Origin of the sequence: Rhodococcus rhodochrous, from assembly GCF_014854695.1 — a bacterium.
In the GTDB taxonomy this organism is placed as follows: domain Bacteria; phylum Actinomycetota; class Actinomycetes; order Mycobacteriales; family Mycobacteriaceae; genus Rhodococcus.
This window is the reverse complement of the sequence record NZ_CP027558.1, coordinates 68,792-90,015: the sequence shown is the minus strand read 5'-3', so window position 1 is coordinate 90,015 and position 21,224 is coordinate 68,792. Positions and strand designations below refer to the sequence as shown.

The following is a 21,224-nucleotide window of genomic DNA, read 5'->3' as shown; positions in this document are numbered from 1 at the left end:
AAGCGCGAGACCGCCGGGCGCCTGCGCGCGCACCAGCGGACGTGACAACGGAAATCCGGGCGGCGAGGGGCCACCGGATACCGCCTCGGGGCACCTGCGATCCCCAGCCAATCGCGAACTGCCTGGAACATCGGCACAGTAGTGGGCTGGGAGACTGTCGTATCGGTAGGCATTGCCAGTCTTATTGCTCCACGGCTGCGGGCCAATTAGTGCCCCATCCGTCACGTCTTCTGCTTTGTGATCAGGGCTGATGCTCGACGGCGGACCGGTGGCGCTGTCAACTTGTGGAACTCAGACATCCCATGGCGTATCTGTGTCAAGCCGCGGTTTGCGTCGTGACTTGGGGCCACGCGGTGTTCTCGTCGTAGACCGTGCCGGTCTTCACACATCCGTGGAGAATCCCGACGAGCCGGTTACCGAGCTGACGCAGCGCGGCATGATGGCCGACCTCCCGGGCTCGCAGCGCGTCGTAATAGGCACGAGCGCCCGGTGAGGTGTTCATCGAGCAGAACGCCCACTGGTGACACGCATCGGCCAGGTGCTTGTTGCGGGCGTAACGCGCTGACACCGTCTTCCTCTTTCCCGATGCTCGGGTTATCGGGGATGTCCCGGCGTAGTTCTTGCGGGCCTTGGCATTACGGTATCGGTGCGGATCGTCGCCGAATTCTGCGAGCACCCGGGCGCCCAGCACGTCCCCGAGTCCGGGACAGCTGCGGACGATGTCAGCGGCCGGGTGCCGACGAAAACTGTGCTTCACCTCCTGCTCGAGCTCGTCGATCTGCACGTTCAGGTGCTCGAGCATGCGGGCTTGTCCGACGACGACGATCGCGTAGGCATTTTCGATCTCAGCGGGTTGCCGCAGCGCCGGTGCCCGCAGCGCATCGCGGATGCGGGTGGCCTTGGCGGTGCGGTCCCCGCGCCGGTGTGCCCGGGCGAGTTCCGCGGTGATCTGCCCGGTGGTCAGTCGTGCTGCGCGATCCGGATCGGGGGCTTTCTGCAGCAATGCCAGGGTGTCCGGGGCAGCGAGGTTGTCGAATGCGGTCAATGCGGCCGGGAAGTACTCGCGTAGCGCCGACCGCATCCGCTGCAGGTGTCGGGTCCGATCCCAGATCAGGCCTTGGTGGGCGCGGGTGAGCAGTTTCAGGGCTTCGACCTGTGTGGAGTCCCCGGCGATTTGGCGGTGATGGTCCCGGTCCACCCGGATGATCTCGGCGAGGACATGGGCATCGCCGGCGTCGGACTTGGCTCCCGAGGTGCCGTGCCGCTCTCGGTACCGTGCTGCCGACATCGGATTGATCACATACACCTGGTATCCGCAGGCCAGCAGTGCCGACACCCATACTCCACGATCGGTTTCGATCCCGACGACGACCGCACCATCGGTGGGGACATCGGTCCCGATACCGTCGGGGTCGGTATCGAGATGTTCGGCTATCACCTCGTGCAGTCGGGCCAACCCCTCGACGCCTTCCGGTAGCCGCATCCGTGCCAGGCGGCGACCGGTGTCGTCTTCGACCTCGATGTCGTGATGTCCTTCTGCCCAGTCATCGCCGATGAACAACATGGCGCGAACCTCCGAACAGGCTGCTATTTAATATTTTTCGGTCGGCAGCGGAGGAAAGCAGTCGGCGACCTAATGGCTCGAGTACTCACCGACACGCACAGCGGCGGGGTACGTCATCCCATCAGCGATCACCACTTCCCTCACGACCGGCGGGTACACGGTCTGACTTCAGACATCGGGGTTCCCTCGATGGGAGTCCGTGTCGGGTCAGAGGAGTGTTGTCCCGTCGGCCGCTACCTTCACCGACCTTTCCACAGTCGGGACGTGGTCGGTAGCTCCCATTAGGTCAGGGTGTGACCTGCCGTCTCTGTGGTGCCGTGCCGCTACCTTGGCGTATGAGTCGACGGCGGGCTCGCCGATAGTCTGGCTATCGGCGAGCCCGCCGTCGCACATAAGCGGTAGAGAACCACAACACTGAACCGGGCATGTATTCGAGGCAGGTCAGTTTCCGCGGGGTCAGTATGCAGTCGCCTGCGACTCCAAGTGAGGAACGTGGTTCTCTTTAGGTCCGCTTGCCGTGAGGCTGTTCTGCATCTCGCCGATCCCTTCCACGCGGCTGACGAGGACGTCTCCGTCGGAAAGATAACGTTCGGGACTGCGACCCATTCCGACGCCTGGAGGTGTCCCTGTGAAGATGACATCACCTGGCAGTAGCGTCACGATCCGGGAAAGTAGTGCGACCAAGGTCGGAATCGAGAAGATCATCTCCGAGGTGCGCGCGCTTTGCACCGTCTCGCCGTTGAGTTCACAGGTCACTTGGAGGTCATCAATCTCGGAGATCTCATCGACGGTCACCAGCGCTGGTCCCATTGGGGCGAAGCCCGGAAATGACTTGGCGAGGCTGAATTGCGGGGCTGGGCCCTGCATTTGAGTCACGCGTTCAGAGAGGTCCTGACCGACAGTGAGGCCAGCGATGTGAGACCAAGCTCGGGCTTCCGGGATGTTCCTGCCACCGCTCCCGATCACCGCGATGACCTCAACTTCCCAGTCAACCTTTCCAGGTGGAAGGCTCACAGTCCGGTTCGCCCCAGTGAAAGAGCTGACGAACTTGGTAAAGACCACCGGTTCTGAGGGAGCAGTGAAGCCGGATTCAGCTGCATGGTCGAAATAGTTAAGGCCGATGGCGAAGACTTGACGGGGGCGCGGTACTGGCGCCTCGAGGTCGGCGAGATCTTCCACCGGTAGCACGCCACCGTCCAGTCGCTTGTCGAGTTGCGAGCTAGAAGCCCAGTCACGGAACTCCTGCCACCGTTCATAGATCGCTTGAGGGTCGGAACTGAATCGACCCGAACTGTGGTCGGACACATCTACTAATCCTGTCGATGTCGCGATGCTGAGACGACCGCGAACGTTCAGTAGCCGCATGTCAGACCGTCCGCACGGCCGCCACGGCCTCGATCTCGACTCGGGCATAGGGCAGGGCGAGCGCGGCGACCTCGACCAGGGTGCTCGCGGGTCGGGCATCGCCGAAGAACTCTTGCCGTACGGGGTTGATCGCCGCAAGGTCGTTGACGTCGGTGAGGTACACCGTGACCTTCAACACGTCGGCGAAGGATGAATCGACAGCATCCAATGCATGGGCGAGATTCTGAAGACTCTGGCGGGCCTGGGCGACAACGTCGTTATCGTCGACCAGTGATCCGTCGCGATCAACTCCTAGAAAACCTGAAATGAAGGCCAAACCGTTGTACACCACCACATCGGTGTAGTGGCTGAGCGGCTCGGCTAGGTTGTCGACGCGGATCTCGCGCCGGTCATGCTCTGTCATGGTGTTTTTCTCCTCCATGATGGTCTGTCGCGGTGCTTTCTTTTCTATGGCTCAATGTGTGCCCGTTCGATGACGTTCGAGGAACGCGAGCAGGAGCTCCCCGAATTCGTCCGGTCGCTCCAGGTATGGAGCGTGGCCTGCGTCCGCGATGGGCGATAGTTCGGTGCCGTCGGGAAGCAGTGCGACTGACTGTGGTGCCAGATCGAACGGGACGAGCTTGTCCTCGGTCCCCCAGATCAGGATGGTGGGCGGGGGCTGTGGCAGCTGCTTGAGCGCGTCTCCTACGGCGTCGGCGTCCAGGTGGCGACGGAAGTAGTCGGCGAGACGCGTCAGCGCGGTATCGGCGCCGGGAGAGGTGTTGATGCGCCACTCCTCAGTGATCCACGCCTCAGTGACGATCGCGGGGTCATGGACGAGAGCTCTCAACTTCCGAGCGGCACCGTCGCGGTCGGTGTCGGTGATGGCGTGGGCGAGTGCCTCCCGGTTTGCGGAGCCTGTTGGTGCAAGGCCGGTAGGGCCCACCAGAGCGAGTGCATCGACCCGATCGCTGGCATCACACGCCGTCCGTGCCGCAACATGGGCACCGAGCGACGTCCCGACAATCCCGGCGTGGGAGAGGTTTAGCGCGTCCATCACCTCGATGACGAATCGAGAGTAACCGGAAACGGAATAGTTGGGGCCCTCGCCCTTCTCCGCAAACCCGTGGCCCGGAAAGTCGATCGCGTACGCGTGAAAGCCCCGTTGTGCCAGCGTGGACACGGTGGTGCGCCATCGGTCGGCGCGGGCTCCGACGCCGTGGAGGAGAACGATGGCCTGGTCCCCGTCGCCGTCCTCCACCACGCGCGTGGTGGAGGACGGCACGGCCAGCGGATAGGCGATCACTGGCCTTCCCGCGGGTCTATGAGATCGGGCACCGTCCAACCGTGGGTGTCGTATTCCGACATGCACTGGTCCACGAGGCCGACCAACTCATCGACGCGTCCCGATGACGTTGCCCCCAGGAACGCGTCGACCGCGACCTGTTCGTGGTTGCCGGCGTAGTTGCGCTCGTATAGTTCGTGACGGCTGCCGAAGTCCGAGCCGATCGCGTCCCAGGCGAGCTTGAGCACCTTCACTCGCTCCTCTGCCGATCGGCCTCCGCTGCCGCGGACGTACTTGTCGAGGTAGGGGCGGATATCCTCGGAGGCCCAGTCGACGCTGTTGGAGTTCGTGTAGATGAGGGCGCTGGCGACGTCCTTCTCGAAGATGTCGCGGATCTTAGGATAGATCCGCGCTCCGAGGACCCGGTAGACCGTGCACGCCTCGACGTTCGGCACATACGTGCCGTCCGACCAGCGCTCGGCGTCGTTGACCATAGCGCTGACCAGAGACCAGAAGAGGTGGCGGTAGGTGATCAGCTCACCGATACGGGTCTGCACACCCCGGAAGTCCTTGGTCCCGGTCATCTCGAGGCTCTTGATCAGGACTCCGCAGAGGAAGTCGAGTTTGACCGCGAACCGGACGCATCCTTGGAGGATCCCTCGCCAGATGAAGCCCGAGCCCATGTAGAAATCCGTCGCCTTCTCGGGGTCGTAGCAGAAGACGTTCTCCCACGGGACAAAGACGTTGTCAAAGATGAATATCGAGTCGTTCTCGTCCAGACGGCTCGACAACGGGTTGTCGAAGGGGCTGCCAGTCTTTCCTGCGCTGTATTCGTAGGACGGGCGACAGATCAATTTCACGCCCGGCGTGTTCATCGGAACCGCGAACATCGCCGAAAATTCCTTTGTCTTGATTGGAGTGGGGGCGTAGTTCCCGATGAAGTTGTACTGGCATAGCACGGAACCTGTCGCCACGACTTTGGCTCCCGACACGACGATGCCGGCGTCGGTCTCCTTCTCGACGTGCATGTACACGTCCTTGACTTGCTCCATCGCCTTGTTGCGGTCCACAGGCGGGTTCACGATCGCGTGATTGAAGAAGAGGGCCTTCTCTTGCCCTTCCTTGTACCACCGCCGAGCGTTCTCCTCGAACGGAGCGTAGTACTCGGTGTTCGATCCAAGGGTGGAAATAAATCCCGCCTTGTAGTCGGGAGTCCGGCCCATCCAACCGTAGGTCATTCGAGCCCACTCGGCGCAGGCGTCAGCGCCAGCTTGAAGGTCTTCGATCGTGTAGGGAGCCCGGAAGAACGCGTGTGTCGTCCCGCTGTTTCCGGTGTCGGTGGGCAAGAGCAACTTGCTCTTTCGACTCTCGTCGTGCAGGCCGTCGTACAGGCGGGCGATCATGCGGGTGCTGTTACGGAAAGCGGGATGTGTCGTGACGTCATCGACGCGCTCGCCGCGGAACCACACCTCGCGCCCATCCTTCAGGCTGGCAAGGTACTCGTCGCCGGTCTGCGGTCGGGTGGTCTGCTCCGCGAGTGTCACGTGCTCGGCCATGGGGACTCCTCCTAGGTGGGGACAAAGTGCTGGGGTCAACGGATGTTCGACTGGGGGAAAGGATGTTCGAGAGGTGGCGGGCTGACACTCGTTCGTGGTCAATCCGGCATTACGGCGTTCGCTTCGCGGCGTCTGACGGTGGAGACCACGTCGGCCTGTTCGTCGCGGTCCCATCCCATACCTGGCGCGGCCTCGGCCAATTCCTCGGCTCCGTCGCCGTAGATCAGGTCGTAGGTGATGTCGGACGTCGAATAGGTCTGCCCTCGATCGTGCGGCCAACGGCGTGCCAACATCTGTTCGTCGAAGGAGACCGGCGCTCCGTCCTGGATGACTGCCAGGATGTTTCGCTTGTCTTGTAGGACCCGAATGTTCTGGAGCGGATCACCGTCCACGACGATGATGTCGGCGATCATCCCGCCTTCGAGCGTGCCGAGCTGACCGTCCAGGTTAAGGGTTACCGCCGCATTGGTAGTCGCAGCCTGAACTGCCTCCATTGCAGAGAGGCCGGCATAGTCCATGAGTAGCTCGAGTTCCCTCGCGTGCCACTCGCCGTACGGGGTGACCGAAAAGCCGCTATCGGTGCCAGTGACGAAGACGACCCCAGCTTCGTGAGCTCGGTGCAGGGTCGGGGCGGTCTTGTCCAAAGCGCGTGCCATTGCGTCCACGAGGGGGATCGGAGCTCCCGCTCGCCTCCCCCAGTCGGCGACGTTGGCCAGGAGCAGAAGAGTCGGGACAAGTGGCGTGCGCGACTCCGCCAGACGCTCGATGACATCGTCGGTCATCTGGTTACCATGCATGATCCAGTCAATGCCGGCGTCGACTGCGGCACCGACCTCGGCCGAGCCACGCGCGTGGATGGTGACCTTCTTTCCGAGTTGATGAGCCAAATCAGTGACTATTTTCATCTCGTCGTTGGTGAAGGACTGGTAGTCGCCGAAGGGGCTATCGGCGAGCTTGATCAGGTCCACGCCGTTCTTCACCTGATGGCGGATCTCGGAGATCATCTCCATCGGAGTATTCGCCAGGATGCCGATCGATCCCTCCGGGACCCCGACGGAGTCCGGATACCAGTCGGTGAGGCCGTTGCTGGTGGTGATGTATCGCCCGGCGGCAGTCATGCGGGGACCTTGGATCATGCCATCCTTTATGGCATCACGAAGGCCGACGCCAATGTAATAGCTACCACCGGGCTGGGAAATGCTCGTGACGCCCGCCCGGAGCACCTTCTGGGCATGAAAGGCGGCTTTAAGGGTTCGCGACTCCGGGCTGGTGTAGAGGTCGATCTCCTCCTCGCTCCGACTCTCCCCGTAGGTCATGTGGCAGTGCGCGTCGATCATTCCAGGCATGACCGTCTTCCCAGTCGCGTCGATCCGCGTGACGGAGGCGTCTCGCGGAACACGGCCGTCGAGGTCACGACCCACGGCGACGATGCGGTCGCCCTGGACGAGCACGGATGTCTCAGGCTGGACGGGAGATCCGGTTGCATCGAGAACGTTCCCGTTCTCAACCAGTAGCCATTCGGTCCGGCGCATGCTCAGCGCTCCTTCGGGCTCGAGTCGGATGTCGAATGGACACAGACTACGACAGCTGTGCATACATTTCCAGGGTTTTTTGGATACATCCCTGTTAACTATGTACGCACACGTGTGCCAGTTCGTATGCATGCCCACTTTGCGACTATCATGGAGGAGCGGTACATGAACACCGACCGTCCATGAACGACCCCCGTCCACCGAGGAGAGAGCAGGCTGTGGCCCGCCGCACCGTATCCCGCGCCACGGCCGCGGAACTTGCCGCTGAGCGTCTCTATAGGGCCATCCTGACTGGGGAGCTTCCCGGCAGCTCCCCGGTCTACGAGGAAGAGTGGGCCACCAAACTGGGGATCAGTCGGACCCCGGTCCGCGAAGCGATCCAGGAGCTTGTCGCCCGCGGCCTGTTGATTCGGCAAGGTCGCACGGCGTACGTCTTTCGCCCTTCATTGAAGGAATTGTTCGAGATCTACGACATCCGTCTGCCGCTTGAGCAACTGGCGGCATCCCGATGCGCGGAGTTGGCCGACGCTCGACTGGTAGAAGACCTGGAGAGTGCCTACGCCAAGATCCGCGAGCGCCGGTCAGACACCGATTGGTATGCCGATCACGAGGTGTTCCACATGAAGCTGTATGAGGGTAGTCAGATGCCACGCCTGACAGCTATGATCCGCTCTCTTCGCGCGCAGTCCGAGCCCTATGTTCGCCTTGCGGTCAACGTTGACCAGGAGTTCCGTGATAACTCCAGAATTCAGCACAGCTCACTGGTACAGGCGATCCGGGAGGGCGCACCCGAGCTGGCTGCCGACATTGTCAGGGAACACCTCGGGACCACCCGTCAGAAGGTGTCGGATCTTGTACGGGCAACGGCAAGCCTTTCGGGACGCTCACCTGATGAACTCCCTTGGCTGTAAGGCGGCATCGTCGTCCTCTTCCCTGTACACCGCTCACCATGACGAACAAGACGCGCAGTGGGTTGGCTCGCTGTGGCTCCCGCTGTGGTGGTTCTCGGCTGATGCGGCAACCAACTCTAGGGAGGAAGCCAAGAGGGCCCGTGGAGCAGCGCGGCCGTTAGGGACAAGGAGTACCACGACGACATCACCGAGTCTGTCTCGATCGACTGCGAGGTCACACAAAACGGTTGGAGACCAACGCGTCTACGGGAGATGATCCGCACCGGCGTTCCCCTCAAGGCAGACAGAAGCCTGACGTTCCAAGTCGTCTCATGCACAGTCGCCAAGCCGTACGAGGTGCGGTGGAAGGTACTGAACCAAGGTTCGGAGGCCGAGCGGCGAAATATGGTTCGTGGACAGATTGTCGGCTCGACCAGGGCAAAGAAGCGGGTGGAGCACTCCATATTTTAAAGGAGCGCACGTAGTCGAATGCTATGTCATCAAGGACGGAATCGTCGTCGCCAGAGACCGGATAGACGTACCGATCGATAACACCAGCCCAAGGGGGGAGAGCAGAATGTAGACCCACCTAACTGCCCGGTCCCAGACCGTGATGAGAGTGAGTTGGCGGAAGCTCGGGCGACTCCCGCCGGTCTCTAGCTCGCCGATGCGCTTTGCATTGGCGCCACGCCCCTCTGACCGATCGCTGTGCGTCACCCGGCCCCGGCTAGCTAGCCCCGGTAGTTCACGGGGATCTGAGGATTGCCGGGCGAAAATAGACCGAAGTGCTTCCTGAACAGGGGAAACTGGGACTTGTCGAAGGTTCCATGTCCCCACGCAGAAAGCACTCGGTAGGTGAAGCGTACGTCGTGGTCGTCTGGTCTGTCCGTTACTGCTGATGGTGTCGGGGTGATCTCCCACGCCGGAGCCATCGCGCCACGCCTTCTGGCGGATCGAGTGGGGCTGACCGCCGAACTGTCGAAGGCCATGACTCGCAGACGGTTCATCCCAGTCCATGACCGTGGCCGGGTCTTGATCGACCTGGCGGTGATGCTCACCGATGGCGGCGAGTCCATCTCCGACATCGGCGTCCTGCGCCACCAATCTGACGCTCTGGGCCCGGTGGCGTCGGCACCGACGGTGTGGCGCACTCTGAACGAGGTCACCGCCGGCAAGCGCAAGAAGATCCAGGTGGCGCGAGCCCGCACGCGGCGGCATGTGTGGTCCCACCTGCCCGGCGGAGTACCCGCATCCAAGTGTGCGGGCCGGGACCTGGGAGCCACAATCGTGCTTGATGTGGACGCCACCATCGTGGTCACCCACAGCGAGAAGGAACACGCGGCGCCGACATACAAGCGCACGTTCGGCTACCACCCGATCGGCGTGTGGTGCGACAACACGACCGAGTTCCTCGCGGCGAGCCTGCGGCCGGGCAACGCCGGGTCGAACACCGCCGCCGACCACATCGACGTCCTGGGCCAGGCGATCGCCCAGGTCCCCGCCAACCATCGACGTGAGCTGCTGATCCGCTCCGACGGCGCCGGCGCCTCCCATGACCTGCTGAACTGGGTCACCGAGCAGAACCGCGTCCGTGGTCGACGGGTGGAGTACTCGGTCGGATTCTCCATCACCGGCCCGTTGCGACGGGCCATCGCGACCTGCCCCGAGGAAGCGTGGGGGCCGGCACTGAACCCTGACGGAGACATTCGGGAGGGGGCCGAGGTTGCCGAACTGACCGGATTCCTCGCCCCCGGGCTGCTCGCCAAGTGGCCGGCGGGGATGCGGGTGATCGTCCGCCGCGAGCGGCCCCACCCGGGCGCCCAGCTATCGATGTTCGAGGAGATCGACGGGTGGCGCTACCAGGCGTTTGTCACCAACACCGCCACCGGCCAGCTCCAATTCCTCGAGGCCAGGCACCGGGCTCACGCCCGAGTGGAGGACCGGATCCGACACGCCAAAGACACCGGGCTCGGCCGGCTTCCCTCCCGGGAGTTCGCCCTCAACCAGGCGTGGCTGGTGGCGGTGATGCTCGCCGCTGACCTCGTGGCCTGGACTCGGATGCTGGCCTGCACCGGCGACGCCGCAGTCCTGGCGTTGTGCGAGCCCAAGGCGCTGCGCTACCGCTTGCTCCACGCCGCGGCCCGACTGGCCCGCAGCGGCCGACGACGAAGAGTGAAAATCCCCGAAAGGGACTGCTGCACGGATAGGTGACATCTGAACTGTGGTGCCATGAGGCGCTGCTGGAAGGATGTACACCGTGCCCAAGCCCTACCCCAAAGAGTTCCGCGACGACGTCGTCCGCGTGGCCCGAAACCGCGAACCCGGCCAACACCTGCGGCAGATCGCCGCCGACTTCGGCATCAGCGAATCCTGCCTGACCAACTGGCTCAAGCAGGCCGATGTCGAGGACGGCATCAAGCCAGGGGCCACCGCCAGTGAGAACGCCGACCTGCGCGAAGCGCGCAAACGCATCCGGCTGCTCGAGCAGGAGAACGAAGTGCTGCGCCGGGCCGCGGCGTACCTGTCGCAGGCGAATCTTCCGGGAAAAGGACGCTTCTATGCCTGTGTGTCAAGCCATTCGGGTGCGTAGTTCGCGATAGAGAGCGCGACAGACGTAGCGTTTGAGGCAACGTCGGATTTCGCGTCCGGACAGACCTTCGGATCGGCGACGCGCCGCATAGACGCGGGTGGCGGGATCGCAGCTCAGGCGAGTGCGAACGACGACATCGATCGCGCGGTTGAGTTGCCGGTCACCGGATCTCGAAAGACGGTAGCGGGTGGTGTTGCCGGAGGATGCCGGCAGCGGGGCGATACCACCGAGGGAGGCGAATGCGGCCTCCGAGCGGACACGCCCGTGGTGGGAGTACGCGGTGACGAGTATCGCGCCGGTGACCGCGCCGACTCCGGGAATGCTCTGCAGTCCGGGCGCGAGAGCTTCGGTGAGCTGCGCGAGCTGACGGTGGTTGATCCGTAGGAGCTCGGTTTGGTCGAGGACGGTCCTGGCGAGCCGGCGCGCTTCCTCACGGAAGACACGCACGGGTGCGTCATCGCGGCCGGTTCTCCACCCGGCGATGACCGCGATCTGAGCATCGGTCAGTGGTCGTCGTGCGTCGACGGACAGATCGGTGCTGCGGAGCAGCGCGGTGAGGGCATTTCTGTTGGCGGTGCGCTGCTGGTCCATCAGAGATCGTGCAGCGAGCAGGACGCGCAGTGCCGCCCGGTCTCCGGTGCGTCGGGGCTGGGCGAGGCGATCGAGGTGTTCACCGATCACGGCTCGTGCTGCGCCTTCGGCATCGATGGGGTCGGATTTGCCGGTACGAGCGCGCGAGGGTCTCGACAGCGGCCGGATTTCGGCAACGCCGATTCCGGTTGCGGCCAGGGCGGCGGTGATTCCGGCGCCGTAGGAGGAGGTGCCCTCGACTGCGGCAAGCAGGCTCGTTCGGTTCGAGTGTCGAGTGATCCAGCTCGTCGCGCGCGTGATTCCGGCGGTCGTTGTCGGGAACGTCGCGGTATCGACGACGGCGCCGGTGCGTGTGTCGACGAGGCAGTAGGTGTGGCTGCGGGCATGGGTGTCGATGCCGACGACGTGGTCGAACCGTTCGGCGACTGTGGTCATGGCGGGTCTCCTTCGTGGGCGGTACTTCGGTGGCCCGGTTGGGGAGTCGCGTAGAGACATATCTGTAATGAGTCACGCCGCGGTGGGCGGACACGCTTCTGATCAAGTCATCTGCGCGGGCAGACCGAGCCGCAGCTCGGTCGTGGACATGTCCTTTTGAAGACACCACCGCCGGGGCGGGTCGGTTCTACCCGGAGTCACACGACCGAGCTGGAGCCCAGCCTGTCAGCCGGCCGCAGGCCCGCCAATGCCATTACAGCTCTACCCGCTCGTGAGCGAGCTGGCCGCGGACGGGATCCCCGTCGCGGTGACGTGCCGGGTATTGAACATCGCTCGCCAGCCGTACTACCGGTGGCTCTCCCGCCCGGTCACCGATGCCGATCTCGACGAGGCATACCGGGCCAACGCGTTGTTCGATGCGCACCGCGAGGACCCGGAGTTCGGGTACCGGTTTCTCGCCGACGAAGCCCGCAGCGCCGGAGAATCGATGGTCGATCGGACGGCGTGGCGGATCTGTTCGGATAACGGTTGGTGGAGTGCGTTCGGCAAACGACAGCGGGGTAAGAACGGTAAACCCGGGCCGCCGGTCCACGACGACCTCGTCGGCCGCGTTTTCACTGCTGAAGATCCGAATCGGTTGTGGCTTACCGATATTACCGAACACCGCACCGATGAAGGGAAGCTGTATATGTGTGCCGTCAAGGACGTCTACTCGAATCGGATCGTGGGCTATTCGATCGGTGACCGGATGAAGTCGCGACTCGCTGTCGCCGCGCTCGAGTCGGCAGTTTCCCGACGTGGCTCGGTCGCGGGATGTGTGGTGCATTCCGATCGCGGATCGCAATTTCGTAGCCGGAAATTCGTCCGTTCCCTCGACCGCCACGACCTGGTTGGCTCGATGGGGCGTGTTGGCGCGGCCGGCGACAACGCCGCCATGGAATCGTTCTTCGCGCTTCTGCAGAAGAATGTCCTCGACCGGCAACGCTGGGCCACACGCGAGCAGTTGCGCATCGCGATCGTGACCTGGATGGAGCGGACCTACCATCGGCGTCGACGCCAGGTCCGGCTGGGCCGATTGACGCCTGTCGAGTTCGAGGCCATTATGACCACGCCAGCCGCACAGGCTGCGTGACCCGATCTGTCACCTATCCGTGCAGCAGTCCCCATTGTCGGTTGGTTCCCTGCCGCGGCCTCGTTGGCACTGCTCGTATGGGACCTGTGGGCGTGGCGCCTTCCGCCGCTGAACCGCCTGACCCGCCGGCCGCGAATCGATGGTCTGTGGGAAGCGACCTTGACTCCGACGGAAGAGAGTCACATCCCGGAAGGGGGCAATCGAGGTCCGATTCCTGCATACATCGTGATCAACCAATCCTATTGGTCCCTCCACGTTCGCCAGATGACCGTCGAAAGCGGAAGCGACAGTAAGTCGTTCTTCTGGGACCGAGTGCCTGGAGATGATGTGGAACGGCTCAACTTTCTCTATCAGAACGATCCCCGTCCCGAGCATCGGGCGCGTAGTCCCCGCCACCTGGGAACGTGCTCGTTCGACACCGCTAGATTGGTCCCTCAGTCGGTCCGAGGTGTCTATTTCACCGATCGGTACACCCAAGGCGAGATGGATCTCCGCTTGGTGGACCGTTCCAAGGGATACACGTCGTATCAGGAGGCTGCGGCTCATGTGGCGGACCTACGCTCCGACGACCACTCCTGACATTCCAGTTGGTCGCGTGGGTCGCTCCTCGGACCGCATGACCCTCGCTTGCCACCTGACATAAGAGCCGCTATCGGCTGGGGTGCGTCCATGAAGATGGTGTACGAGCCGCAGCTGAATGAGTCTGTGGGCGTGTCGTAACCGAACGAAAGACGGTCATCGCGTGATTCTCGAAGAGACCGACCAAAGTCACTCGAGACAGGACCACGCGATGACCACTGCCCACGATATCGACCTGCGCCGCCTTGTCGAAGACCGACTCACCGGCGCCAGCCCCGACCTGCTGCGCGAGTTGTTGTCGATGTTCATCGACGCCCTGATGAGCGCCGAAGCCGACGTGTTGTGCGGTGCCGACTACGGCCAGCGTTCCGACGAACGCGTCAACGTCCGTAACGGCTACCGGCATCGAGACTTCGATACCCGGGTCGGCACCCTCGACGTCGCGATCCCCAAGTTGCGGCAGGGTTCGTACTTTCCGGACTGGCTGCTGCAGCGGCGCAAACGCGCCGAACGGGCGCTGACCACCGTGGTGGCCACCTGCTATCTACTCGGGGTCTCCACCCGCCGGATGGAGAAACTCGTCGACACTCTCGGCATCACCTCGTTGTCGAAGTCGCAGGTCAGCGTCATGGCGAAAGAGTTGGACGAGCAGGTCGAGGCGTTCCGGAACCGGCCCCTCGATGCCGGTCCCTACACGTTCGTCGCGGCCGATGCGCTGGTACTCAAAGTCCGGGAGAACGGGCGGGTGGTCAACGTCCACACCCTGGTCGCAGTCGGGGTCAACGCCGAGGGCTACCGCGAGGTACTCGGTGTCGATGTCACCTCCGCCGAGGACGGCGCCGGCTGGCTGGCCTTTTTCCGCGGACTGGTCGCCCGAGGCCTGTCCGGGGTGCGCTTGGTGACCTCCGACGCGCATACCGGCCTGGTGTCCGCGATCGGCGCGACCCTGCCGGGCGCCTCGTGGCAGCGATGCAGGACGCACTGTGGCTGTAAGGTAATAAAGTGTTGTTTTGCGATCCGGATCTGGCCGGTGCGGTAGGGCGTTCGTGAGCGAGGACGAGGCGCGGTTGCGGGAGCGGTTCGAGGTATTGCTGCCGCATCTGAACGAGCGGCAGCGACGTTTGGCGTTGGCGACCGAGGCCCGATCGCTGGGACATGGCGGTGTGCGGGCGGTGGCCCGGGCGGCCGGCGTCAGCGAGACCACGGTCCGCAAGGGCGTATTCGAGCTCGAGGCTGGTCAGCAACCGGCACCGACGGGTCGAGTCCGCCGTCCGGGTGGTGGCCGCAAGAGCGCGGACGCGATCGATTCGCGGCTGGTACCTGCGTTGTTGGCACTAGTCGAACCGGACGAGCGTGGGGATCCGGAGTGTCCATTGCGGTGGACGACCAAGTCCCTGCGACATCTGGCCGAGGAGCTGACGCGGCAGGGTCATCCGGTGTCCGCGCCGACGGTGGGACGATTGTTGCGGGACAACGGATTCAGTTTGCAGGCCAACGCCAAGACTTTGGAAGGTGAGCAGCACCCGGACCGGGATGCGCAATTCCGCTACATCAACGAGCAGGTCAAGGCGCACCAAGACGCGGGCGAGCCGGTGATCAGCGTCGATTCGAAGAAGAAGGAACAACTCGGCCAGCTGCCCGCCCCTGGCCGTGAGTGGCGGCCACGCGGCGACCCGGTGCAGGTGGTCGATCACAGCTTCTTCACCGGACCGAATGTCGAACAGGCCATCCCGTACGGGGTTTACGACCTGACCACCGACGCCGGCTGGGTCAACGTCGGCGTCGACCACGACACCGCCGCGTTCGCGGTCGCCTCGATCCGCCGCTGGTGGCAGGCGCGTGGTGCCGCCGACTACCCCCGTGCGAGTCGGTTGCTGATCACCGCCGACGCCGGTGGCTCCAACAGCTACCGATACCGGTTGTGGAAAGCAGAACTGGCTGTACTGGCAGCCGAGACCGGGTTGGCGATCACCGTCTGCCATTTCCCGCCCGGCACCTCGAAGTGGAACAAGATCGAGCACCGGCTGTTCTCCCAGATCACCATGAACTGGCGGGGACGGCCGCTGACCAGCCACGAGATCGTGGTCAAGACCATCGCGTCCACTCGCACCCGCACCGGCCTGCGGGTGGACGCCGAGCTGGACACCGGCGACTACCCGATCGGAATCTCGGTGGGTCGAGACGAGTTGCGCGCGTTACCCATCCACCCACATGCCCAGTGCGGAACGTGGAACTACACCATCGAACCCACCCACGCCAACACCACTGCGACTCCCGGCCGCGACCGAGAAGGTGAGCGTGCCGCGGCCATCGCGATGCTCGCCGACCCCCGCCTGACCGGTATGACTCGCGAGGAGCTGGACGAATTCACCACACGGCTGGCGCCGACTCAGGCTGCCCGCGCCGAGCAACGCCGCTGGCACCAACGCGGCGGTCGGCGCCGCCGGGCCCCGGGCGCCGGCAAGCGACGGTTGCTGACGGACGCCGCAGCGCTGCTGATCACCGTCGTGTATCTACGGCAGGTCTGTTCCCAGCGGGTGCTTTCGGAACTGCTCGGGGTCAATCCGAACTCCATCGGCGAAATCATCGCCGAAACTCGGATGCTGCTCGACGAACACGGCCATCACGTCACCCCGATGATCGGGCTGCGCTTGAGTACCGCCGCCGACCTCGCGGGATTTCTCCGTGACGGCCCGACCTCCGTCCCCGCGTCGAATCGGGCACTGTCTGAAGCATTGTCACACCCTTATCTGACCGGCATGAGTCGCCGGCAACTGGGTGAACTCGTCGAACGCCTCGCCGTTCGGCAAGCCGCCATGGTCGAGCGCCGCCGCTTCGCTCAACGCGGCGGGGAACGGATGCCCGGGGGTCGCGGTGGAATCTTCCTTCAGAAGATCACCGATGCCGAACGTGTCCTGGTCACCGTGTTGCATCTGCGGCGCCTGTGCACCCGCGCCGTCCTGGCCGAACTGTTCCAGGTCAGCCCCCGCACCATCGGCAATGCCCTGCTCGACGTGCGGCCACTGCTGGAACAGGATGGTTATACCCCGGTGCCGGCACCCCTCCGCTACCGCACCGCCGCCGCCCTCCTCGCCGCGATACCACCGCAAGACGGCGACACACCCGAATCGACACATTAATTCCTTACAGCCACACTATGCAATCAACTTGATGACGGTGACACCGAAGGCCTCGTGGCCCTGGGTGAAAACCCTGCTGCATTCGGTCTACGACCAACCCGACGCCGATTCGGTTCACGCGCAGTACGACCGGGTGATCGACGCACTTGAGTCGAAACTACCCAAGGTCGCGCAGCATCTCGACACAGCGCGAGCGGACCTGCTGGCGTTCACCGCGTTTCCGAAGCAGATCTGGCGGCAGATCTGGTCCAACAATCCGCAGGAACGACTGAACAAGGAGATCCGGCGTCGCACCGATGTGGTCGGGATCTTCCCCGATCGGACGGCATTGATCCGGCTGGTCGGTGCGGTTCTTGCAGAGCAGCACGACGAGTGGATCGAAGGGCGTCGCTATCTAGTAGTACTTTGTTAGGTTGGGAAGGTGTGGTGGCAGGTCGGGCAGGTGCCGATCCAATAGGCCAGTGCGCGTTGGAGTTCGCGCACGATGCCGTAGAGGGTCAGTCCCGCCCGACCGCTTTTGGGTCGGTCAGCCGCAGGGACGTCAGGAACAGGTGCGCGGCGGTGACGAGCGTGACGTGATGGTGCCAGCCGAGCCAGGAACGCCCTTCGAAATGATCGAGGCCGAGACCGGTTTTCAGTTCCCGGTAGTCGTGTTCGATGCGCCAACGGATCTTGGCCAGACGCACCAACTCCGACAGCGGGGTGTCCTCGGGCAGGGTGGCCAACCAGAAGTCGGTGGGGGCGGCCGCTCCGGCCGGCCATTCGGCGAGCAGCCACGCCTGGGGCAGGACGCCGCCCTCGTCGCGGGGAATGGTGCGGTTGGCCGGGCGGATCCGCAGTGCCACGAAGCGTGAGCGCATCGCCGCGGCCGGATTGGCCGGGCCGGTCTTGGTGCCGCGGCGCCAGGGGATCTCGGTCAGTGCTTCGACGCCGGCCGCCAGGACAAGATCTTTGCAGGTCACCGCCGCCGGGTAGCGCCGGGTCGGTGGCCGGCCGCGGCCGGAATACGGGGCGGTGGCCGGCACCGCATCGCCCGGGTGGGCGAGGGTGGCGCCCTTGACCGCGACGACGTAGGTCAGGTCGCGGTCGGTCAGGCCCTGCCGGAAGGTGGCCGAGTCGCCGTAGCCGGCGTCGGCGACGATCACCGGTGGGGTCCGGCCCCACGAGATCAGCTCGTCGAGCATCTCGAGGGCCATGACTGCCTTGGTGCGATAGCGCTCCTCGTCGGGAATCGCGTTGCGTCGCCGGCGAGCGATGATCGCCGAGGCCGTCTCCGGATCGTCACACCGCTGATCGTCCCAGCTCTCGGGCAGATACAGCCGCCAATCCAAGGGTGCGGACGCGGTATCGGTGGCGGCGTGCACACTGACGGCGACCTGGCAGTTGCCGACCTTGCCCAAGGTGCCCGAATACTGCCGGGCCACACACGGTGAGGCATTGCCGTCCTTGGCGAATCCGGTGTCGTCGATCACCCACGCATCCGGCGAGATCAGATCACACGCTTTGCGGGACAGTGTTTTCCGGACCGGTACCGGATCCCATGGGGAGGTGGTGACGAACTGCTGCAGGCGTTGGTGATCGACTCCGAGGCGGTCGGCCATCGGCTGCATCGACTTGCGGCGCCCGTCGAGCATCAACCCCCGCGTATATATCCCGGCCGTCGCCCGCTGATCCTTGCGTTTGAGCGAGGAGAACACCTGCTCGACGAACGCATCGAGGCGCTCACCAATATCGGCCAGGGCTGCGGCATCCACCCGGCCATCGTCTCGGAAACCTCACCGAATCTCGAGGCCTCGCAACAAGAAGTGGTGAACCTAACAAAGTCCTACTAGGGCTCGACGTCCTTGCCCGTTCCCGCAGCAACAGCCAGTCTGCTGAGACCGTCACCGAGCCTGCCGAGGAGGTGACACCGGCGTTGACCGCCTGAACCAACGATGAGGAATCACGCGACAAGGTCGCACACCACCTGCCGGGACTTGACCATCGGCTGGCGGCTTCCACCTGTGTCGGCGTGGAGGGTACGAGGGTCTCGCTCGTAGGTCCCGAGTAGGCAGGAAAGAGTAATGTGCGCGCCGCCTATACCCCTTGAGGAACCATCGTCCACGGTCGCCTTCGTGGAGGATGACACCGTCGAAACCTTGCTGGCGGTGACGAACAACCGGCAGCGCACCTCACCGCGCAGGGACATCCTCAAGGCCGAAGCCGTACTGCAGTACGCGACGATCCTCCACGAGCAGGGGATCCGGACACTCGACGATGCTCGCGTCCTGCTCGACGACCCGCAGGGACTCGACATGGTGGAGACTGCGTTGCGGACCGTTCCCGGTGACGGCGGCTTCGGGGTGCGCCGCGGCTATCTGTGGATGCTCGTCGGCCACGAGGACACCGTCAAACCCCGAACGCATGGTGCTGCGGTGGCTGACCCGCCACGGCGCTGACGTTTAGCGGAAGTAGGCTTTCTGACACCGCGCTATAGGGATGCCTTCGTCGTGCGCAGTGCGCACTGGATCTGTGTTGGTGCCGATGTATATCAGCCCTGTGTGAACTGCGGCTTCCGGAGATTCTGCGTAGAGCGGACTTGCTGTACCGGGCGTCGCGGAGTCCACAGTTGATACTCTCCCTGACGACACGCACCCATGGAGGGGCTTGCGGGTGATCGTCGAACGGCTAGGAGCGTCATGACCATGTCCGCAGCGGGGAAACCGCCGATCGGGAATGCGGAGCCGGAACGGGCCGTGCTCGTAGAACACGAGGCGTCGGCACGCCTGGTGGTGGCACGCGGAGTATTCGCCGCGCCGACTCCTCGGGTCGACGACGACCTGTATGCCCGCATTCGCGGTGGCAAGGCACACCGTGAGCGGTTCGTGTTGAACCTGGAGAAGGGTGCGCGGGTCGACACCAACACCTACTTCGGTCGGTTCGCTGCCAGCTATTACCAGAAGTGGACCACCGTACGGGAGGTTCGCGTCGGCTTCTGTTTCGAGGCTGTGGGGCAGGCAACGGTCCTGCTGCGAGCCTCCGATGCCGAGGGTCATGCCCGCACGGTGAGCAGTGTGCAGATCGAAGGTTCGTCGGTGACGTCGCTGTCAGCGGCATTGGACTGCTTCCTCGACGGCGGGGCGTTGTGGGTGGAGTTCGTTGCTGTCGACGGTCCGCTGACGATCCGAGACCTTGAATGGACGGTCGATTCGCCGTCGACGATCCGGCCCGCGGCCATCACGATCTGCACGTTCAATCGGGCTGCGGACTGCGCGCAGACCCTCGCCGCCATTGCAGCCGACCCGGTGATGGTCGCTGGTATCGATGCGGTCTATGTCGTCGATCAAGGCACCGACCATGTGTCCGAGCAGAGATTGTTCGTCGAGGTCGCCGAGCGGCTCGGTGAAAAGCTGATCTACATCCGGCAACCGAATCTGGGTGGTGCCGGCGGTTTCACCCGGGGTATGTACGAGGCGTCGGCGATCAATGAACACGCAAACGTGATCTTGATGGACGACGATATCCTCTGCGAACCCGAGTCGGTGCTGCGCATGAACGCGTTCGCCAATGTCACCTCGGAACCGACACTCGTGGGCGCTCAGATGTTGTATCTGATGAATCCGCGGAATCTGCATGTCAGTGCGGAGGAAGCGGATCTGACCAAACTCAAGGCCGGGCGGTGGGCGCAGAATTCGCTGCACGACGCCGACATGGTCAAAAAGCAGCAGGACAGAAGGGTTGACGCCGGCTACAACGCGTGGTGGTCGTGCCTGATTCCGGCCGAGGTGATCACCCGGATCGGACTGCCGCTGCCGATGTTCTTCCAGTGGGACGACATCGAATACGGGATCCGGGCGCGCGCTGCCGGGTTCGTCACGGTGACCTTGCCCAATGCCGGGGTATGGCATGCCGATTTTCATTGGAAGGACCGCGACGACTGGGCGAAGTATTTCAGCGTCCGTAACTCGCTGATCGTCGCGGCGCTGCACAGCGACTTCGACACTGCGGAGTTGGGCAAGGTGCTCACCCGGGAGATCACCGAGTACATCGTGTCCATGCAGTACGGTTTGGCGCACACCACCTTGCGGGGTATCGAGGACTTCTTGGCCGGACCCGATGTGCTTGCCGATGGTGGTCAAATGGCGTTGAAGTCGATCCGCGAGGAGCGGATGCGGTTTCCCGAGACGATCAAGCATCCGGCGCATGCTGTTCCGGGGGTTCGCCGGGCAGATGTGGTCGTGCGCAAGGCGGGGCCTCGGCCCGACAAGAAGCGCCTGGATCTGGTGCGGGCCAAGCGGGCTGCCTACCAGTGGCTAGGCCGCACTCAGCACGGCGTGGTGAGCATCCCTGCGGGTGAGGCGCATTGGTGGCATGTGTCGTTGTTCGACCATGCCGTGGTCACCGATGCCTCCCAGTCGGGGGTGCGAGTGCGTACGCGCGATATGTACGCCGCGCGGCAGCTGACCCGGCGCATGACCTCGGTGCTGCGGCGTCTGCGCGCAGAAGGTGCTCAAGTACAGAGCAGATACCGCGACGCCTTGCCGCAGCTGTCCGACCGGCAGAACTGGGCACGCCTGTACGAGCAGTAGCGCCACGAGCGGGGGCGC

The 21,224-nt window shown here is 63.9% G+C and carries 16 protein-coding genes and 4 pseudogenes; 12 read left to right on the top strand and 8 right to left on the bottom strand.

Features of this window, described 5'->3' with window-relative positions; translation table 11 throughout:
- Positions 1-316: 316 nt before the first annotated feature.
- The 6 genes from C6Y44_RS25375 to C6Y44_RS25350 all read right to left on the bottom strand — a co-directional run bounded on the left by C6Y44_RS25375 (position 317) and on the right by C6Y44_RS25350 (position 7,281).
- Positions 317-1,564, bottom strand: coding sequence for an IS110 family RNA-guided transposase (locus C6Y44_RS25375; RefSeq protein ID WP_192378528.1), 1,248 nt, complete (start codon positions 1,562-1,564; stop codon positions 317-319).
- Between the two features lie 456 nt (positions 1,565-2,020).
- Positions 2,021-2,929, bottom strand: a complete 909-nt coding sequence (locus C6Y44_RS25370; protein ID WP_192379024.1) for a fumarylacetoacetate hydrolase family protein — start codon at positions 2,927-2,929, stop codon at positions 2,021-2,023.
- A 1-nt stretch (position 2,930) separates the two neighbouring features.
- The gene (locus C6Y44_RS25365) at positions 2,931-3,332 is read right to left on the bottom strand and encodes a RidA family protein (protein WP_192379022.1); all 402 of its coding nucleotides are present in this window, start codon (positions 3,330-3,332) and stop codon (positions 2,931-2,933) included.
- Between the two features lie 51 nt (positions 3,333-3,383).
- A complete protein-coding gene (locus C6Y44_RS25360) occupies positions 3,384-4,193 on the bottom strand; it encodes an alpha/beta fold hydrolase (RefSeq protein WP_192379020.1) in 810 nt (269 codons plus the stop codon).
- Positions 4,194-4,210: 17 nt separating this feature from the next.
- Positions 4,211-5,749: a 4-hydroxyphenylacetate 3-hydroxylase N-terminal domain-containing protein gene (locus C6Y44_RS25355; RefSeq protein WP_192379018.1), complete on the bottom strand. Its 1,539-nt coding sequence runs from the start codon at positions 5,747-5,749 to the stop codon at positions 4,211-4,213.
- A 98-nt stretch (positions 5,750-5,847) separates the two neighbouring features.
- Complete coding sequence (locus C6Y44_RS25350) at positions 5,848-7,281, bottom strand: amidohydrolase family protein (protein ID WP_192379017.1); 1,434 nt, start codon at positions 7,279-7,281, stop codon at positions 5,848-5,850.
- Between the two features lie 218 nt (positions 7,282-7,499).
- Between C6Y44_RS25350 and C6Y44_RS25345 the strand changes: the two genes are divergently transcribed.
- The 5 genes and pseudogenes from C6Y44_RS25345 to C6Y44_RS28205 all read left to right on the top strand — a co-directional run.
- Positions 7,500-8,192: a GntR family transcriptional regulator gene (locus tag C6Y44_RS25345; protein ID WP_192379016.1), complete on the top strand. Its 693-nt coding sequence runs from the start codon at positions 7,500-7,502 to the stop codon at positions 8,190-8,192.
- Between the two features lie 183 nt (positions 8,193-8,375).
- On the top strand, positions 8,376-8,642 hold the full coding sequence (locus tag C6Y44_RS25340; RefSeq protein ID WP_318653688.1) for a nucleotide-binding domain-containing protein: 267 nt from the start codon (positions 8,376-8,378) through the stop codon (positions 8,640-8,642).
- A complete protein-coding gene (locus C6Y44_RS28500; RefSeq protein WP_404817815.1) occupies positions 8,584-8,754 on the top strand; it encodes a nucleotide-binding domain-containing protein in 171 nt (56 codons plus the stop codon). Before C6Y44_RS25340 ends, C6Y44_RS28500 begins: the two co-directional genes overlap by 59 nt.
- A gap of 272 nt (positions 8,755-9,026) precedes the next feature.
- Positions 9,027-10,382 carry an IS1380 family transposase gene (locus tag C6Y44_RS25335; RefSeq protein WP_192379015.1) on the top strand — a complete coding sequence of 452 codons (1,356 nt, stop codon included), beginning with the start codon at positions 9,027-9,029 and terminating at the stop codon, positions 10,380-10,382.
- A gap of 46 nt (positions 10,383-10,428) precedes the next feature.
- Positions 10,429-10,701, top strand: a pseudogene (locus C6Y44_RS28205) (transposase); the annotation flags it as partial.
- Positions 10,702-10,740: 39 nt separating this feature from the next.
- On the opposite strand, the gene C6Y44_RS25325 reads toward C6Y44_RS28205, so the two are convergent.
- Positions 10,741-11,787: an IS110 family RNA-guided transposase gene (locus tag C6Y44_RS25325; protein ID WP_192379014.1), complete on the bottom strand. Its 1,047-nt coding sequence runs from the start codon at positions 11,785-11,787 to the stop codon at positions 10,741-10,743.
- Between the two features lie 250 nt (positions 11,788-12,037).
- On the opposite strand from C6Y44_RS25325, the pseudogene C6Y44_RS25320 reads away from it, so the two are divergent.
- From C6Y44_RS25320 to C6Y44_RS25300, 5 genes and pseudogenes are all read left to right on the top strand, one after another.
- Positions 12,038-12,919, top strand: a pseudogene (locus C6Y44_RS25320) (IS3 family transposase); the annotation flags it as partial.
- Between the two features lie 63 nt (positions 12,920-12,982).
- Positions 12,983-13,498 (top strand): Cap15 family cyclic dinucleotide receptor domain-containing protein, encoded by a 516-nt coding sequence (locus C6Y44_RS28495; RefSeq protein ID WP_192379012.1) that lies wholly within the window; start codon positions 12,983-12,985, stop codon positions 13,496-13,498.
- A 211-nt stretch (positions 13,499-13,709) separates the two neighbouring features.
- Positions 13,710-14,528, top strand: a pseudogene (locus C6Y44_RS25310) (IS256 family transposase); the annotation flags it as partial.
- Positions 14,529-14,544: 16 nt separating this feature from the next.
- On the top strand, positions 14,545-16,638 hold the full coding sequence (locus tag C6Y44_RS25305; protein WP_192379011.1) for an ISAzo13 family transposase: 2,094 nt from the start codon (positions 14,545-14,547) through the stop codon (positions 16,636-16,638).
- Between the two features lie 10 nt (positions 16,639-16,648).
- Positions 16,649-17,035: pseudogene (locus C6Y44_RS25300) on the top strand (transposase); the annotation flags it as partial.
- Between the two features lie 100 nt (positions 17,036-17,135).
- Here the strand turns inward: C6Y44_RS25300 and C6Y44_RS25295 are convergent.
- Complete coding sequence (locus C6Y44_RS25295) at positions 17,136-18,392, bottom strand: IS701 family transposase (protein WP_106199178.1); 1,257 nt, start codon at positions 18,390-18,392, stop codon at positions 17,136-17,138.
- A 360-nt stretch (positions 18,393-18,752) separates the two neighbouring features.
- Between C6Y44_RS25295 and C6Y44_RS25290 the strand changes: the two genes are divergently transcribed.
- The gene (locus C6Y44_RS25290; protein WP_225623880.1) at positions 18,753-19,076 is read left to right on the top strand and encodes a hypothetical protein; all 324 of its coding nucleotides are present in this window, start codon (positions 18,753-18,755) and stop codon (positions 19,074-19,076) included.
- 240 nt (positions 19,077-19,316) lie between these two features.
- Entirely contained in the window at positions 19,317-21,206 is a 1,890-nt protein-coding gene (locus C6Y44_RS25285) for a glycosyltransferase (protein WP_033098608.1), read from the top strand.
- Positions 21,207-21,224 lie beyond the last annotated feature (18 nt).